This is a genomic window from Roseinatronobacter monicus (assembly GCF_006716865.1).
In the GTDB taxonomy this organism is placed as follows: Bacteria; Pseudomonadota; Alphaproteobacteria; order Rhodobacterales; family Rhodobacteraceae; genus Roseinatronobacter; species Roseinatronobacter monicus.
On record NZ_VFPT01000001.1, the window covers coordinates 2,433,351 to 2,449,036 of the forward strand.

The 15,686-nt window shown below is 59.0% G+C and carries 17 protein-coding genes, 1 tRNA gene and 1 pseudogene; 6 read left to right on the forward strand and 13 right to left on the reverse strand.

Annotated elements, in window-relative coordinates; genetic code table 11:
• Positions 1 to 52 precede the first annotated feature (52 nt).
• From BD293_RS11655 to BD293_RS11680, 6 genes and pseudogenes are all read right to left on the reverse strand, one after another.
• On the reverse strand, positions 53 to 871 hold the full coding sequence (locus BD293_RS11655; protein ID WP_142081930.1) for a transglutaminase family protein: 819 nt from the start codon (positions 869 to 871) through the stop codon (positions 53 to 55).
• Entirely contained in the window at positions 868 to 1,503 is a 636-nt protein-coding gene (locus tag BD293_RS11660; protein WP_246086279.1) for an alpha-E domain-containing protein, read from the reverse strand. Before BD293_RS11660 ends, BD293_RS11655 begins: the two co-directional genes overlap by 4 nt.
• A gap of 20 nt (positions 1,504 to 1,523) precedes the next feature.
• Positions 1,524 to 2,587, reverse strand: a protein-coding gene (locus tag BD293_RS11665) for an IS630 family transposase (RefSeq protein WP_142079576.1) whose coding sequence is annotated in 2 segments (ribosomal slippage) — positions 1,524 to 2,099 and positions 2,102 to 2,587 — 1,062 coding nt in all. Because the reading frame shifts where the segments join, the coding sequence is not laid out codon by codon here.
• Between the two features lie 103 nt (positions 2,588 to 2,690).
• Positions 2,691 to 3,005, reverse strand: a pseudogene (locus tag BD293_RS11670) (alpha-E domain-containing protein); the annotation flags it as partial.
• 1 nt (position 3,006) lies between these two features.
• Entirely contained in the window at positions 3,007 to 4,425 is a 1,419-nt protein-coding gene (locus BD293_RS11675) for a circularly permuted type 2 ATP-grasp protein (RefSeq protein ID WP_142081937.1), read from the reverse strand.
• A 169-nt stretch (positions 4,426 to 4,594) separates the two neighbouring features.
• Positions 4,595 to 5,191 (reverse strand): LysE family translocator, encoded by a 597-nt coding sequence (locus tag BD293_RS11680; RefSeq protein ID WP_142081939.1) that lies wholly within the window; start codon positions 5,189 to 5,191, stop codon positions 4,595 to 4,597.
• A 90-nt stretch (positions 5,192 to 5,281) separates the two neighbouring features.
• On the opposite strand from BD293_RS11680, the gene BD293_RS11685 reads away from it, so the two are divergent.
• The 3 genes from BD293_RS11685 to aroA all read left to right on the forward strand — a co-directional run bounded on the left by BD293_RS11685 (position 5,282) and on the right by aroA (position 7,912).
• Positions 5,282 to 5,734 (forward strand): Lrp/AsnC family transcriptional regulator, encoded by a 453-nt coding sequence (locus BD293_RS11685; RefSeq protein ID WP_142081941.1) that lies wholly within the window; start codon positions 5,282 to 5,284, stop codon positions 5,732 to 5,734.
• A gap of 84 nt (positions 5,735 to 5,818) precedes the next feature.
• Positions 5,819 to 6,460 carry a ParA family protein gene (locus BD293_RS11690; RefSeq protein WP_142081943.1) on the forward strand — a complete coding sequence of 214 codons (642 nt, stop codon included), beginning with the start codon at positions 5,819 to 5,821 and terminating at the stop codon, positions 6,458 to 6,460.
• Positions 6,461 to 6,562: 102 nt separating this feature from the next.
• Positions 6,563 to 7,912, forward strand: coding sequence for a 3-phosphoshikimate 1-carboxyvinyltransferase (aroA, locus tag BD293_RS11695; RefSeq protein ID WP_142084538.1), 1,350 nt, complete (start codon positions 6,563 to 6,565; stop codon positions 7,910 to 7,912).
• On the opposite strand, the gene trmD is transcribed toward aroA, so the two are convergent.
• From trmD to ffh, 5 genes are all read right to left on the reverse strand, one after another.
• Positions 7,909 to 8,715: a tRNA (guanosine(37)-N1)-methyltransferase TrmD gene (gene trmD, locus BD293_RS11700; RefSeq protein ID WP_142081945.1), complete on the reverse strand. Its 807-nt coding sequence runs from the start codon at positions 8,713 to 8,715 to the stop codon at positions 7,909 to 7,911. The genes aroA and trmD overlap by 4 nt on opposite strands.
• Positions 8,715 to 9,224, reverse strand: coding sequence for a ribosome maturation factor RimM (gene rimM, locus BD293_RS11705; RefSeq protein WP_142081947.1), 510 nt, complete (start codon positions 9,222 to 9,224; stop codon positions 8,715 to 8,717). The genes trmD and rimM overlap by 1 nt, the downstream gene beginning before the upstream one ends.
• Positions 9,225 to 9,311: 87 nt before the next feature.
• Positions 9,312 to 9,665: a 30S ribosomal protein S16 gene (rpsP, locus tag BD293_RS11710; protein WP_142081949.1), complete on the reverse strand. Its 354-nt coding sequence runs from the start codon at positions 9,663 to 9,665 to the stop codon at positions 9,312 to 9,314.
• Between the two features lie 60 nt (positions 9,666 to 9,725).
• Complete coding sequence (locus tag BD293_RS11715; RefSeq protein WP_142081950.1) at positions 9,726 to 10,022, reverse strand: chorismate mutase; 297 nt, start codon at positions 10,020 to 10,022, stop codon at positions 9,726 to 9,728.
• 57 nt (positions 10,023 to 10,079) lie between these two features.
• A complete protein-coding gene (gene ffh, locus BD293_RS11720) occupies positions 10,080 to 11,573 on the reverse strand; it encodes a signal recognition particle protein (protein ID WP_142081952.1) in 1,494 nt (497 codons plus the stop codon).
• Positions 11,574 to 11,819: 246 nt separating this feature from the next.
• On the opposite strand from ffh, the gene BD293_RS11725 reads away from it, so the two are divergent.
• From BD293_RS11725 to BD293_RS11735, 3 genes are all read left to right on the forward strand, one after another.
• Positions 11,820 to 12,959: a PQQ-dependent sugar dehydrogenase gene (locus BD293_RS11725; protein ID WP_142081954.1), complete on the forward strand. Its 1,140-nt coding sequence runs from the start codon at positions 11,820 to 11,822 to the stop codon at positions 12,957 to 12,959.
• A gap of 121 nt (positions 12,960 to 13,080) precedes the next feature.
• A complete protein-coding gene (locus tag BD293_RS11730; protein ID WP_142081956.1) occupies positions 13,081 to 13,926 on the forward strand; it encodes a bifunctional allantoicase/(S)-ureidoglycine aminohydrolase in 846 nt (281 codons plus the stop codon).
• Positions 13,927 to 13,987: 61 nt separating this feature from the next.
• Positions 13,988 to 14,077, forward strand: a tRNA-Ser gene (locus tag BD293_RS11735).
• Between the two features lie 228 nt (positions 14,078 to 14,305).
• On the opposite strand, the gene BD293_RS22700 is transcribed toward BD293_RS11735, so the two are convergent.
• Together BD293_RS22700 and BD293_RS11740 are read right to left on the reverse strand one after the other, a co-directional pair.
• On the reverse strand, positions 14,306 to 14,461 hold the full coding sequence (locus BD293_RS22700; protein ID WP_170207121.1) for a hypothetical protein: 156 nt from the start codon (positions 14,459 to 14,461) through the stop codon (positions 14,306 to 14,308).
• 345 nt (positions 14,462 to 14,806) lie between these two features.
• The gene (locus BD293_RS11740; RefSeq protein ID WP_142081958.1) at positions 14,807 to 15,682 is read right to left on the reverse strand and encodes a hypothetical protein; all 876 of its coding nucleotides are present in this window, start codon (positions 15,680 to 15,682) and stop codon (positions 14,807 to 14,809) included.
• Positions 15,683 to 15,686 lie beyond the last annotated feature (4 nt).

A 15,686-nucleotide genomic window follows, 5' to 3' on the forward strand; every position in this document is an offset into this window, starting at 1 on the left:
ACAAGACCAAGGCCGAACAGGTAGCGCTGTCGCAGCGCAGGTGCAAGCGTTGTCACTGTTGCTGCGCCTCGATCACGACGGTCACGTCCAGCGATTCTTCCGACCCTCCCAGAACCAGCCCACGAATAGGGGCCGCATCTTCGGCATCCAGCCCTGACCCAAGGCGGATATAATGCTCGTTTGGGCAACATTTGTTCGAGGCGTCAAAACCTACCCAGCCCAGACCATCCAGAAAAATCTCTGCCCATGCGTGGCTTGCCTCATGCGGAGCGCCGTCTTCAGTGGCATTCAGATAACCTGAGACATAGCGCGCTGGCAAATTGGCGACATGCGCGCAGGCAATCAGAACCTGTGCGTGGTCCTGACACACGCCCGCGCCTTCGGTCATAGCCTCGGCCGCGGTGGTATGGGCATGGGTGGCGCCGGGGCGATATGGCAATGCGTCGGCCACAGCGGCAGCAAGTCGATGCGCGCGCTCCAGATCCGATGCGTTTTGCTGACCCTCCAGTGCGGCTTCGGCCAGATCGCGGATGGCGCGGTTGGCCTCGGTGCGCAGGGTGTGGCGCATATAGGCGCGCGGGGGCACGCGTTCGCGGTGGCCGCGCAACACACCGGATGTGTCTGTCGTCTCGACCTTGCCGCTGACGGTCACCTCAATATGAGTAACCGGCATACGCAGCGACACCGTCTGGATATAGTCCCCTGCCCCATCGCGGAACAATTCCCCCATCGTCGCGCCCGGAACATCGACCGACCATTCGATGATCTTTTGCCCCTCGCATTTCGCAGGGGTCAGTCGGTGACTCTGGATGATCCCGCGAACCGGGGTTGCGAAGTCGTAACGTGTCTTGTGCGAGACTGTCAGGATCATCTTGCTTCTCCCGTCAGATATTGGTCGCTGATGCACTGTCCTAGCCCCGCATATTCCGAAATCATGCGCGTCAGGAATTCGTGCAACCCTTCGTCAAAGACATCTTCTGTCCGTGCTTCGGCCAATTCAGCCAGCAAGGCGCGCGCGGCTTCTTGCGCGGGGCTGGACCGGCCATAAATCCGCCCGAGATGATCAAGATGCTCGTTCACCTCAAGGCAGCATGTCAGAAGCGAGCGCGGAAATTTCGGGTTCAGGATCAGGAAATGCGCAATCTGCGCAGCGCTGAGCTCGCCGCCATAGGCCCAATTATAAGCCCGATGCGCAGACAAGGCGCGCAACAAGGTCGTCCATTGATAATTGTCCAACCCCGACCCGATATAAGCAACCGAGGGCAGCAACACATAATATTTCACATCCAGCAGACGGGCAGTATTGTCTGCACGCTCAACCGCATAACCCAGATTCATAAAGCGATATCCGTCATTGCGCAGTTGCGTCGATTCAATCGCCCCCCGGATCAGCGAGACAGTGCGCAAGGTCCAGTCGGTCAATTCCGGCACTTCCAGCGAGGAGCGTTCGCGCCGCGTCAGCGCCTTGAGTTCCTGAAAGCTGGTATTGATCGCATCCCACACCTGATACCAATCAGCATTGATCAGAACTCTTGAGCCCAGTCGCGGGTTCCAATGGAGGTGATTGTGTCGGGCATGCTGACCAATTTGTTCCAAGCCTTGCAGCAATGATCTACGATGTCTTCATAGGTTTCGAAGATGAGGTTTGATAGCCAGTTGTCTCGCATGAATTGCCAGATGTTTTCGACTGGATTGAGTTCTGGGCATTTTGCGGGGATCGGGATGATGGTGATGTTGTCCGGAATGACCAGCTTGTCAGTCATGTGCCATGCGGCTTGATCCACGAGCACAGCCCCATGTGCTTTGGGTGCGACAGTTTGGGAGATTTCAGCAAGATGCAGGGCCATCGCTTCGGTATTGCACGCTGGCAGCACAAGACCTGCAGCTTTCCCGAGGGCTGGGCAAATCGCTCCAAAGATGTAGCTTGAACTCGTGCGCTGATCATGTGGGGCGGAAGGTCGCGTACCGCGCTTCGCCCATCGGCGCGTGATCTTGTTTTTCTGGCCGACACGCGCTTCATCTTGGAACCAGACTTCGATCACAGTGCCTTGCAGGAGCCGTGCGCGGAGCTTTGCTACTGCGGCTGCAAACCCTTTTTTTTAAAGTCCTCCAGTGCGGCTGTATCTTGCGCGTGATGGCGCGGGCGTGCTGTGAGTTTGACATAACCAAGCGCCCTGAGTTCCCGGCTTATCGACGTCTCGTGAAGTGAAATCCCAAATGTGTCTGCAATCCATTTCCTCAGATCACTCAGGCGCCAGCGGACGACCCCATGGACCGATAAGGTCGGACCGCTCTCAACAATTGCAGCAAGCGCCCTGCGCTGCTCATCGTTAAGCTTAGACTGCTGACCAGGAGCTTTGCCGTTGATCAAGCCGTCAGGCCCGCGGGCATTAAACCGCTCCACCCAGTCACGGACAATTTGTAGGCCAACACCACCAATCCGAGCAGCATCGCTGCGCCGACCGCCATCATAGATCTCCGCCAGCGCCAAAAGCCTGCGGGCTTGGTTGGCATCCTTTGTCTTTCGCGCAAGTTCTCTCAACTTCATGCCGTCGTAGTCTGTCCGTAACGCGAGCGCTGCGCCCATAGAGAGGCCCTCCCCAGAAAATCTGACGCCATTGAGTCAGATCTTCATAGATTTGGGAATCCCAAAACCCTCAGAAGAGTCAGATTTCGCGAGACTTGGTATGAGAGGTCAGTGCCGTGCGCACGATGCGCGCATTCTCGCGTGCAGCGGTGATGCAGCTTGCAACCGAGGACGGGTTCTCAAGGTCGAAGAACAAGAAGCTTTCGACATTGCGCTGCACCAGATCCCCGTATTTGTCCGAGAATTGCTGCAATGTTCCCTTGCTTTGAAGAATGGCACTCCATTCATTGCGAAACCCCCCGCCCGCATTGGGCAAAAGCGCGTTGCGAAAGCCCAGATCAAGCAGACGGGCGGTGGTTTCCGAACGTTCCAGATAGCGGGTCATCCAGAACAGATTTGCGGCTGTGCGGCTTAACATTTCATTCCTCCGCGATGACCCAAGTGTCCTTGACGCCGCCACCCTGACTGGAATTCACCACCAGAGAGCCATCGGTCAAAGCAACACGTGTAAGCCCGCCCGGCACCAGTTCGACATCGCGCCCAACAAGGCAGTAAGGGCGCAAATCGACATGTCGTGGCGCAATTCCTTCATTGACGAATGTGGGGCAGGTCGACAGCGCGAGCGTGGGCTGGGCGATATAGTTCGACGGGTTCGCGGCCAGTTTGGCAGCGAATGTGGCGATGGTGGCCTTGTCGGATTTTGGGCCGACAAGCATGCCATACCCGCCCGATCCATGCACTTCCTTGACCACCAGTTCGGCCAGATTCTCCTGCACATATTTCAGCTCATCAGGCTTGGCACATTGCCATGTCGGCACATTCTCAAGAATAGGTGCCTCGCCCAGATAGAAGCGGATCATTTCGGGCACATAGGTATAGATCGCCTTGTCATCGGCAACACCAGCACCAGGGGCCGAGCAAATCGTCACCCCGCCAGAGCGATAGACATTCATCAACCCCGGCACACCCAGTGTCGATTCTGGGCGAAAGCACAGCGGGTCGAGAAAGGCATCGTCAATGCGACGATAGATAACATCAACCTTTTTCGGGCCTTCGGTCGTGCGCATCCAGCAAAAATCGCCATCTACGAACAAATCCTGCCCTTCCACCAGTTCAATCCCCATCAGATCGGCCAGAAAGCTGTGCTCGTAATAGGCCGAATTGAAATGCCCCGGTGTCAGCAGCACCACGCACGGATCGCGGTCACATTTCGCAGGCGCGACAGAGGCCAATGTCCGTTTGAGCAGCCCGGCATACCCATCGACCGGGGCGACGCGGTTTTCCTGAAACAGATGCGGGAACATGCGCATCATCACTTCGCGGTTCTCCAGCATGTAGGACACGCCCGACGGGGTGCGGCAATTGTCTTCCAGCACATAGAACTGGTCTGCACCTGTGCGCACCAGATCAATGCCGACAATATGGCTGAACACCCCTAAAGGCGGGCGGAAACCGGCCACAGCGATTTCATAAGCCTCGTTGCGATAGACCAGATCGGCGGGAATGCGGCCTGCGCGAATAATCTCGCCCCGGTCATACACATCCGACAGAAACGCATTCAGCGCGCGCGCACGTTGCTTGATCCCGCGTTCCAGCCTGCGCCATTCATCCGCCGCAAAGACACGCGGAAACATGTCAAACGGGATCAGGCGATCCGGATCACCGCCTTCGCCATAGACAGCGAATGTAATCCCGTATCTGCGAAAAAGATCTTCGGCCTCGGCCTGTTTGATGGCGCGAAATTCAGCAGGCATGTTGCGATGCCAACCTTCCAGCATCCGATAAGGCGCGCGCAGCCCGCTTGCATCATACATCTCGTTGAAGAAGGGTTCTGCCATGTTTTCAATTGCTCCCTGACTTGCCTTCATCAAATGCGCAAGCAGGCGGAATGTAAAGGCATCTGACAAGATCTGCACAAATTAAAGGCATTTGGCCTTCGCTGACGCGGCATTCGGGTTCGCGGGCAGATCATGGACCGGGCGCACGGGTTGCGCGCCCAGTGCCTGTTCACGTGTGCAAAAGGACCGGCACAAGGGATGCGATCAGCAACGCCGCCATCGTGAAATTAAACACTCGCAAGGCAACGGGCTTTTGTAAAAAACGACGCAACCCCAGACCCAGCACAGTCCAGATGACTGTTGTCGTCCACCCCACACTCAGAAACCCGAAAGCAACCCATGCAACGGCCCCCCATTCCTGCCCCGGTGCATATAATGTGACTGCGCCCAGCGACATGATCCATGCCTTCGGGTTGACCCATTGGAATGCTGCCGCCTGAATAAAGGTCAACGGACGCCCGGTTGCCTGCGCGCCCGCAGGCGGTGCAGCCGTGGCGATTTTCCACGCCAGCCACAGCATATAGATGGCCGAGATAACCTTGAGTCCTGTTTGAGCGGGGGGGTAGCCAATAAAAATTCCCATCAGGCCGATACCGACCAGAAACACCATCACCGCATGTCCAATCGCAACCCCCGCCATATGCGGCACAGTCCGGCGAAACCCGTAATTCACCCCCGATGCCAAAAGCATCACATTGTTCGGCCCCGGAGTGACCGATGTGACAAATGCAAATGCAATCAATGCGAGAAACAGTTCCAAGCTCATCAGGGCAATCCTTTTCCTGACACTGGATTAGCGCAGTTTGGCCCACCATATATTGCAAATACTGCAACAAGAAGGTATTTTCTGCAATATATGAGCGAGCTTGACAAAAAATCAGAGCAGATATTGCGCATCCTTACGAAAGAGGGTCGCATCTCGAACATCGAACTGGCAGACCGCGTGGGCCTCTCGCCTTCGGCGTGCCTGCGCCGCGTTCAGGATCTTGAGCGCCAGCGTGTCATTACAGGCTACCGCGCGGTTATCGACACAGCACAGACCGGCATCGGCTTTGTCGCCTATGTGACGGTCGGGTTGTCGAAACACACCAAAGCTGCACAGGCCGAGTTTGAACGCCTGATGCAAGCCGCCCCGCAAGTGCGCGAATGTCACAACATTACCGGCACTGTCGAATATCTGCTGCGTGTCGAGGCGCGCGATCTGGCCGCCTACAAGCAGTTTCACACCGAATACATGGGCGCATTCCCATTTCTGGACCGGATCACCACGATGGTTGTCATGGGTTCGCCCAAGGATGAGCGCGCCTGAAATTTGCGCGTGCATCCTGTGGAAAACTCATTTATGCTGCACCGCAGCGAAAGCAATGGGCGATCAGGGCAAAGGGTGCGGATCATGGCCAAGGGCAAGGTAATTACAGTTGCGCAACAGAAGGGCGGCAGCGGCAAGACGACGCTGGTAGTTAATCTGGGCGTGATGCTGGCCCGCGCTGGCCACACTGTGGCCTTTCTCGACACGGACCCGCAAGGCTCGCTCGGGCGGTGGTTCATGACCCGCAATGACCTTGGCCGCACCGAGAATATGGAATTCTCCACCGCGTCGGCGTGGGGTGTCGGCTATGAAGTCGGCAAGCTGCGCGACATGGCTGAGTTTGTCATCATCGACACCCCCCCCAAGGCCGATTCCGACCTGCGCCCTGCCCTGCGTGTGGCCGATCTGGTGCTGGTGCCTGTCGCCTCCAGCCATGTCGATCTGTGGGCCACGGACGGGGTGCTGGACCTGACGCGCCGCGAAGGGCGCGACGTGCTGGTCGTGCTGAACCGCACCCGTGCGGGCACGCGCCTTGGCGCAGAGGTGTTGGAAGCCGCGCAAGCGCTCAGTGCGCAGCTTTCGACAAGCCAGATCGCCAATCGTGTCGCGTATGCCGAAACGCTCGGACAGGGGCTTGGCGGGATCGAAGGCGTGCGCAGCCCCGCCATGCGCGCCGAACTCGACGCGTTCCTGAGCGAGATCACCACCTTGCTGGCAGACACCTGACCCCACGCTACTTACATGCCAAAGAGCAGACCGTGCCCCATGGACGAGGCGCGCAGGGTGCGGTATCAGCACCCCAAATATTTCCTGTTCGAAAGGCGCCTCATGTCCGGCCATGGCCCCGCACTTCCCATGACTGCCCGCAAATCCGGCCCCCTTTCGGGCGTGGCCGAAGTCCCCGGTGATAAATCCATCTCGCATCGCGCGCTGATCCTTGGGGCCTTGTCCGTTGGTGAAACCCGTATAACCGGGCTTCTGGAAGGGCAGGATGTGCTGGACACCGCCACCGCCATGCGCGCGTTTGGCGCAGAGGTCACGCAGCATGGCCCCGGCGAATGGTCGGTGCATGGCGTGGGCGTGGGCGGCTTTGCCGAACCCGAGCAGGTGATTGATTGCGGCAATTCCGGCACCGGCGTGCGCCTGATCATGGGCGCGATGGCAACCACGGATATCACCGCCACTTTCACCGGCGATGCCAGCCTGAACAAGCGCCCCATGGGCCGCGTGACCGACCCGCTGGCGCTGTTCGGAGCGCAGGCACACACGCGTCGCGGCGGCCGCCTGCCCCTGACACTGATCGGCGCGGCAGACCCTGTGCCGGTGCGCTACCGCGTTCCCATGCCCTCGGCGCAGGTCAAATCTGCGGTGTTGCTGGCGGGTCTGAACGCACCGGGCCAGACTGTGGTGATCGAGCAGGAACCAACCCGCGACCATACAGAGCGGATGCTGCGCGGCTTCGGGGCCACGGTCAGCGTCGCGGAAAGTGACGAAGGCCGTGTCATCACCCTGACCGGCCAGCCCGAGTTGCAGGGCCAGAATGTGGCTGTCCCACGCGATCCGTCCTCAGCGGCCTTTCCGGTGTGCGCGGCACTGATGGTGCAGAATTCGAACATTCTGGTGCCCGGAGTCAGCCAAAACCCCACCAGAAATGGCATTTTTCTGACATTGCAGGATATGGGCGCAGATCTTGTGCTTGAAAACCCGCGCGAAGAGGGGGGCGAACCTGTGGCCGATCTGCGCGTGCGTTACTCGGCCCTGAAAGGGATCGAAGTCCCCCCGGAACGCGCCGCCAGCATGATTGACGAATACCCTGTCCTTGCAGCTCTTGCCGCCACCGCCGAAGGCGACACGGTCATGCGCGGCATCAAGGAATTGCGGGTCAAGGAATCGGACCGCATCGATGCAATGGCGCGCGGGCTGGAAGCCTGCGGCGTGCGCATCAGCGAGACGGAGGACAGCCTGACCGTACACGGCATGGGGCCGGATGGCGTGCCGGGCGGTGCCACGGTACAAAGCCATCTCGACCACCGCATCGCCATGAGTTTTTTGTGCCTTGGGCTTGCCGCACGCGCGCCGATCACCGTCGATGATGGTGGCCCGATTGCGACGTCTTTCCCGGTATTCGAGCCGCTGATGCAAGGGCTTGGTGCCCTGATCACGCGCGACAACCGCTAATCCTGCGACCGGCGCGCCTGCCATGCGGCCCACAGGTCGGGGCGGCGCGCACGGGTCAGAGCCTCGGCCTGTTCCTGACGCCAGCGTGCGATCTCGCCATGATTGCCTGACATCAAGACCGGTGGAATCGCTTGCCCTGCCCAGTCGGCAGGGCGGGTATATTGCGGATGCTCCAGCAGTCCGTCCGAAAAGCTCTCATCCTCGATCGAGGCCGCATTCCCCAGAACATCCGGCAACAGACGCACCGTAGCATCTATCATCGCCTGCGCTGCAATCTCGCCACCGGTCATGACGAAATCGCCCAAAGACACTTCTTCAATCCCGAAATGATCAATCACCCGCTGGTCAACGCCTTCAAACCGGCCACACAGCATCGTAATGCCGCGCGCATCCGCCCAACGCCGGGCAGTTGCCTGCGTGAACGGGCGCCCGCGCGGGCTTAGGCAAACCAGCGGCCATGCGCCACGATCCGTTGGCACGCCACGCATCGCCGCCTCAATCGCACGCCCCAGAACATCGGCCCGCAACACCATTCCTGCGCCGCCACCTGCGGGGGTATCATCGACATTGCGGTGCTTGCCTGTTCCAAAAGGGCGCAGATCAATCGCCTCCAGCCCCCAGCGCCCTTCACTCAGTGCGCGCCCGGTCAAGGACAGACCCAGAACACCTGGAAAAGCCTCAGGGAACAACGTGATGATCCGCGCCTGCCATGCCATGGCAGGCACACCACGCTTGTCCAGATCGCGCGGGGCGAAAGAGGGGGAAATGGCCAGACGACCGGCCGCGCGGCGTGGACGTTCCATTACTCGATCAACCCTTCGGGCGGATCAGCAATGATCCGGCGCGCTGCCAGATCGACAGTCGGAACAATGGCTTGCGTAAAGGGCAAAAGCACAGCGCCCTTGCGGCCGGGCGTCACAAGCTCCAACAGATCCGACGCGCCGTGATTGAGCACCGCCTTGACCCGTCCCATTGACACGCCACCCGTGTCAAACACTTCAAGCCCGATCAGGTCAGCGTGATAATACTCGTCATCTGGCAAGGCAGGCAGTTTGTCGCGCTCTGCAAACAGGCGCACACCCCGCAAGGCATCGGCCTGCTCTCGCGTGGTCACGCCCGCGATCTTCGCGGAAAATCCCTGCGCCACCTGCACACCCAAAGTGACAGAATATTCGCGCGTCCCGTCCTCAGACGATAAGGGGCCATAGTCGGCAATCGCGCCGGGATCGGCGCAAAAGCTTTTCAGCCTTACTTCCCCGCGCACACCATAGGCGCCCGCAATAGCTCCGACACAGATGCGCGATTTGGTCATGCAGACATTTTCTTGCTCAAAATACTCTCGGGGGGTGAATTGTCCGGAACGGGCAAGAGGGGGGCAGACAGCCCCCCTTTCGCCGGTTTACTCTGCAGCGGCTTCTTCAGCTTTTGTCGCTTTTTCAGCGGCACGTTCCTTGGCTTTCTTGCCAGGCTCGGCTTTCTTCAGGTTTGCGCGGGTCGTTTGTGTCCGTGCACCTGCGGCCTCAAGGAAGCGCGCGATACGGTCAGTGGGCTGCGCGCCCTGTGCCAGCCAATGCTGCACACGCTCCATGTCCAGCTTTACGCGGTCTTCGCTGTCTTTGGCCAGAAGCGGGTTATAGGTGCCCAGCTTTTCCAGAAAACGGCCATCGCGCGGCATGCGCGAGTCTGCGACAACAATCGCGTAATGCGGGCGTTTCTTGGCTCCACCACGGGCCAGACGGATCTTAACTGCCATGTCATATTCTCCTTTGGATGGCGTCTGCACGCGGCTTGGCCCCGTGCAATTTTCGGTATTCTAGCGTTGCAACCTCTCGTGGTGACGGATCACTTCCGAGATGATGAAATTCAGGAATTTCTTGGCGAATTCCGGATCGAGATCAGCCTCTTTGGCCAACCATTCCAACCGCTCGATCTGGCGCTCTTCGCGCATAGGGTCCGAGGCGGGAAGGTCATGCTGTGCTTTCAGGCGGCCCACGGCTTGTGTGTGCTTGAACCGCTCGCCCAGCGTGTAGACAAGGATCGCATCCAGCCGGTCGATGCTGTCGCGGTGATCGGCCAACAGGTCTGCGGCGCGTTGGGTCTGATCATTCATATCAGAGCCCCATTCCACAAAGCGGCGCGCGCGGTTGGTATGTCACGGTTACTGTCGTCATTTTTTCTTGAACATCCCTGACAGGCCACTGGGCAAGCCACCGCCGCCGCCCATGCCCGGCATGCCCCCCAATTGGCGCGCCGCTTGTTGCATCAACTTTGGGTCCATCTGGGACGGGTCGGGCATGGCCTCTGCGCCTTTGCCCTTGCCCTTGCCCATCATGCCTGCCATGGCCTGTTTCAGCATCCCTTTTTTGCCCATGGTTTTCATCATGTCGGCCATCTGGCGGTGCTGTTTCAACAGTTTGTTCAGGTCGGACACATCCAGCCCTGCACCTGCTGCGATGCGTTTCTTGCGGCTGGCTTGCAAAATCGCGGGGTTGGCGCGTTCCTTCTTGGTCATGGAATTGACCAGTGCGATCTGGCGGCGCAGCATGGAATCGTCAAAGCCTGCCGCTTCGGCCTGTTTCGACATTTTACCCATGCCGGGCATCATGCCCATCACGCCCTGCATACCGCCCATCTTGAGCATCTGTTCCAGTTGCATCTTCAGGTCGTTGAGGTTGAACATGCCCTTCTGAAAGCGCTTCATCATGCGTTCGGCCTGTTCGACCTCCAGCACTTCCTGCGCTTTCTCCACAAGCGCGACAATGTCGCCCATGCCCAAGATACGGCCGGCAACGCGCTTGGGGTCGAACACTTCCAGCGCGTCGGTTTTCTCGCCCAAACCCACAAACCGAATAGGCTTGCCCGTGACAGCACGCATCGACAATGCCGCGCCACCGCGCCCGTCGCCATCCATCCGCGTCAGCACAACGCCCGTGACGCCGACCTTGCCGTCAAATTCGGACGCCACATTCACGGCATCCTGACCAGTCAGGCCATCGACCACCAGCAGCGTTTCACGCGGGCTGACCGCATCGCGTACGGCCTGCACCTCGTCCATCAGCGCTTCGTCGATATGCAGACGGCCTGCTGTATCCAGCAGATACACATCATAGCCGCCCAAGGTCGCTTGTTGTTTGGCGCGCTTGGCAATCTGGACCGCGTTCTGCCCTGCAACGATCGGCAGGGTATCGACGCCAATCTGTGCGCCAAGTATTGCCAACTGCTCCATCGCGGCGGGACGGTTCGTATCAAGCGAGGCCATCAGCACCCGCTTGCCCTCGCGCTCAGTCAGGCGGCGCCCCAGCTTCGCAGTCGTTGTCGTCTTGCCCGAGCCCTGAAGCCCGACCATCAGCAACGACGCGGGCGGATTGTCGATTTTCAGAGCGCCCGGATCACCCTCGCCTTCCAGCGTGGCGATCAACTCGTCATGCACGATCTTGACGACCTGCTGGCCCGGCGTGATGGATTTGGTAACGCTTGCGCCCGTCGCTTTTTTCTGCACGCGCTTTACAAATTCGCGCGTCACATCCAGCGAAACATCTGCTTCCAGAAGCGCCACGCGCACTTCGCGCAATGCCGCGCGAACATCATCTTCCGAGAGGGCACCCTGCTTCGTCAGCCGGTCAAAGACCCCGGACAGGCGCTCAGAGAGGTTCTCGAACATGCGCATCACTCCTTGCCCCAGACAGGGCTTAAACCAGTTTTGCACCCATGGGCGCAACGCGCTGATGGGTGGCGATCCTTGCCGCAGCATAGGACCGGAAGCGATAAACCTCCGGCGAATGGCATGGCGTTATGCCTGAACGCGCGCAGAGTCAAGCACTCACATGGAACGCCCCCCAACTTCGTGAGTTGATCTTCCAGCCATGAAACACAGGTTTTATGTGACACAAAGACACAGGAGGTTTTCATGCGTATCTCGACAACCGCATTCTTAACTCTCGCAACCGCCAGCCTTGCGCTGCCTGCGCATGCCGATAACGGCTATTCGATGGAGACATTGGCCGAGGGGCTTGATCGCCCGTGGGGCATGGCATTTTTGCCCGATCACAACGATCTGATTATAACATTGCGCGGCGGCGAGGTGGTGCTGTGGAATTCGGATGACGGCGTCATTCCGCTTTCCGGTGCGCCTGACGTCGTGGATTCCGGCCAAGGCGGCCTTCTCGACATCGCAGTCGGGCCAGATTTTGAGGATGACGGCTTGCTCTATATGACATGGGTCGCCAGCGTTGACGGCGGCACAACCACGCATGTGGGCCGCGCACAGCTTGACCGGGAGGGGTCGGCCCTGACGGATTTGGAAGTGTTGCACGCGGTCCAGCCCGGCATTGACAGCGGCGCGCATTTCGGGTCGCGGATCGTCTTTCAGGACGGGCACCTATACGCTGGCTTCGGGGATCGGGGCAGCAAGGATTTCTCGGAATCCCACATCTCGCAAGACCTGAGCAGCGAGAATGGCGCAGTCATCCGCCTGACGCTGGACGGTGATATTCCCGACGACAACCCGTTTGTAGATGAAGATGGGGCCGCCGCTGCCATCTGGTCCTATGGGCACCGCAACATTCAGGCGATGACCATCCACCCCGAAACCGGTGCGATCTGGCTGGCTGAACATGGCGAGGCTGGCGGCGATGAAGTCAACATCGTTGAGCGGGGCGGGAATTTTGGCTGGCCGCTTGCCTCGGAAGGGGTGACGTATAGCGACGGTGCGCAATTCGCGGAACCGCATCAGCCCGATGACGGGTTTGTCTCGCCCATTCACGCGTGGCCCGCAGGTCGTGAAGACCATAATCCGCCCTCTGGCATGGTATTCTATGAAGGCGACGCATTCGCTGACTGGCAAGGGCATTTGCTGATTGGCAATCTGTATCATGAGTATCTCGGCCTATGGCGCGAAGAAGATGGTGGCCTGAGCGAAGTTGCCAGATTGCTGGATGGAGAGGATATGCGCATCCGTGATGTTGCCATCGGGCCTGATGACGGGTTCATCTATGTGCTGACGGATGGAAGTGACGCGCCGCTGTTGCGGCTGTCACCAGAAGGGTGATGCCACGCATCTGACGGGCCGGACTTGACGGAATTTATGGAAGGTCTCTCTTGGCATTGGACGCTAGCGCAACATCCGCGAGTTTGATAGCCGTTGGCGGTCCTTGTCATGAGAGGCAATCATGAAGCCAAGCCGTCCCGACACCCCCGTTTCGAATTCCTATTACGTCCCAAAAGGTGGCCTGCCCCCGCAATCAAATCTGATTACAGGGCGGGCCATGTTCACCGAGGCCTTTGCCATCATCCCGCGCGGGGTCTTGTCAGACATCGTGACCAGCGCCCTGCCCTTCTGGCGTGGCGCAAGGTTCTGGGTCTTGGCCCGCCCGTTGAGCGGGTTTTCCGAAACTTTCTCGCAATACATTGTGGAGTTGGAACCGCAGGGGGGAAGTGACCGGCCAGAAACCGACCCGCATGCCGAAGGTGCATTATTCATTGTCGAAGGCGAAGTTACAGTCAGCCTCGCAGGGGGCGACAAGCAACTGGTCGAGGGGGGGTTTTGCTATCTGCCTGCGGGCAGCAACTGGACCATCCGCGCAACGGGTCAAGGGGGCTGCGTCTTTCACTGGATCAGAAAACGGTATCAAGCGGTAACCGGCCTGCCGTCACCTGACGCGTTTTTCACTAGTGAGCGCGAGATTACAGCGGCAGAGATGCCAGATACCAACGGCGCTTGGGCAACAACGCGTTTTATGGACCCCGCCGATCTGCGCCACGATATGCATGTAACGATCGTCACACTGCAACCCGGTGCCGTCATCCCATTTGACGAGACACATGTGATGGAGCATGGCCTGTATGTGCTGCAGGGCAAAGGTGTCTATCATCTGAACCAGCAATGGGTCGAGGTTGAGGCGGGCGATTTTATGTGGCTGCGCGCCTTCTGCCCCCAAGCGTGCTACGCAGGGGGGCCGGAACCTTTCCGATATTTGCTCTATAAGGACGTCAATCGCCACGCCCCCCTGCCATGATCATCAAGTTGCAACTCTGGCCTTGCAAGGGGGAGCAACTCCGCGTTATTAGGCGCTCAACGGAGAGGTGGCCGAGTGGTCGAAGGCGCACGCCTGGAAAGTGTGTAGGCGGGGAACCGTCTCGAGGGTTCGAATCCCTCTCTCTCCGCCAATGCCTCTTGATTTCATTGAATAAAATGCTTCTTTTGTGGCCTTGCCCCACATAAAGCCCCACATTAGAAAAACGCTTGGGGACGGTTTCACTTTTTACCTTTGAAATGCCCGCGTGAAAAAATGCCTATCGCCTCCGGTCCCGATTCCATCCCGACCAGAGTTTTGTCGCCCGCCCCCTGCGAAGGACAGCGCACCACCTGAGTGCTTTCGGGTATCGCCCACAACTTCACGTCAGGCGCTCGTCGATCAGCGCCCAGTTGTCGCGGTATTGATCCAACTGTGTAAGCGCAACGGCGGTATGGGTGGACTGCGGGTTTTTGGGGCGTATGCCACCGTGCTTGGCCAGCCATGCCGCATGGTTGGTCTGGACAAGGTTCTGCAATGCGCCTTGTTCGAGGATGAAAAAACGGTCTTCTCCGGATCGTTGCCCGATACTGACCAATTACGAAAATCAGGGCGGCATCCAGCGCGGGGGCGGTGTCTGTGATGATCTGCCGGTCCCCATCGAACACGATGTTCATGTAGCGCTTGGCGTCGAAACTGACCGAACCCGCCCGAACCGATTTGACCTGCAAGGCAATGGTGCGCCCGTCGCGATAGGCCAGAAGGTCAATGTCGGGCACATTGCCCGCAAATGCAGTCGCGACAATGCCCCTTCGCCCAAGTTCAGCCACAACAAGGCTCTCGCCGATCTGCCCTGCAAGCTGGGTGGTGAAGTTGCGCGGCATCAGCCCTCGCGCCGGTCGCGGGCTTCGCCGATCAACCTTTTGAAAAGGTCAGTGTGGGTTTTGACGTCCTTGTCCGTCACGCGGATGCGGTAGCGTGCCCAGCGGGTGCTGTATTCCAGCGTCTCAATGCCCGCTTCTTCCAGCGCCGCGTCAGTTTCATCCGACCGGGGCAAGCGAACCTCGAAAACCACAGATGTCTTTTGCGGGCGGAACTGGGCGTAGTTGTCGGCGCGCCCGTCCTTGATCAGCCCGACATAGAACTTGTTGTATTTCAGTTCGACCTCGGGGTCTGCTTCCTTCACCAGATCGAACAGGCGGTCCATCAAGGCCACAGTCTTGGGCGTGCCCTTGTCCTTTTCCCAATAGGCGCGGTCGGTGGGGGCGCTGATCGCGTCTTCGTCTTCATCGACCAGCCCGCGCTGCATTTCATCCAGCACCTTGGTGAAGACCAGCGTGATATTTTCGCCCACCTGATACGCCTGCACCTGAATGGCGATCAGGGGCAAAGCGCCATTGAACAGGGACACGACATTCAGGAAGCGGCTGGTGATGTCTTCGGCCACCAGAACCGCGCAATGCTCGTATTGGGGGTAGCGTTTGCGTTCGATGTCCCAGTATTCAATGCAGCGGATGATATGCGCTTCATCGGTCGTACCAAGCTGCAACTCGACCTCGTAACGCTTGTAGGTGTCGGGGTCTTGCAGCAGCAGGTCCAGCCGCCCGGCGCGGGTTTGCCGCCGTTCACGGTCGCGCAGCACCAGATCGCCAAGGCCAAGGATTTTCGGGTCTTGCGCGATGATATCCTGAACCCAGTTTTCGGAATAGACCGGGTGGTTTTTCAGGCTTATGCGTTTGGGTTTGGTAAAGCTGACCATATGT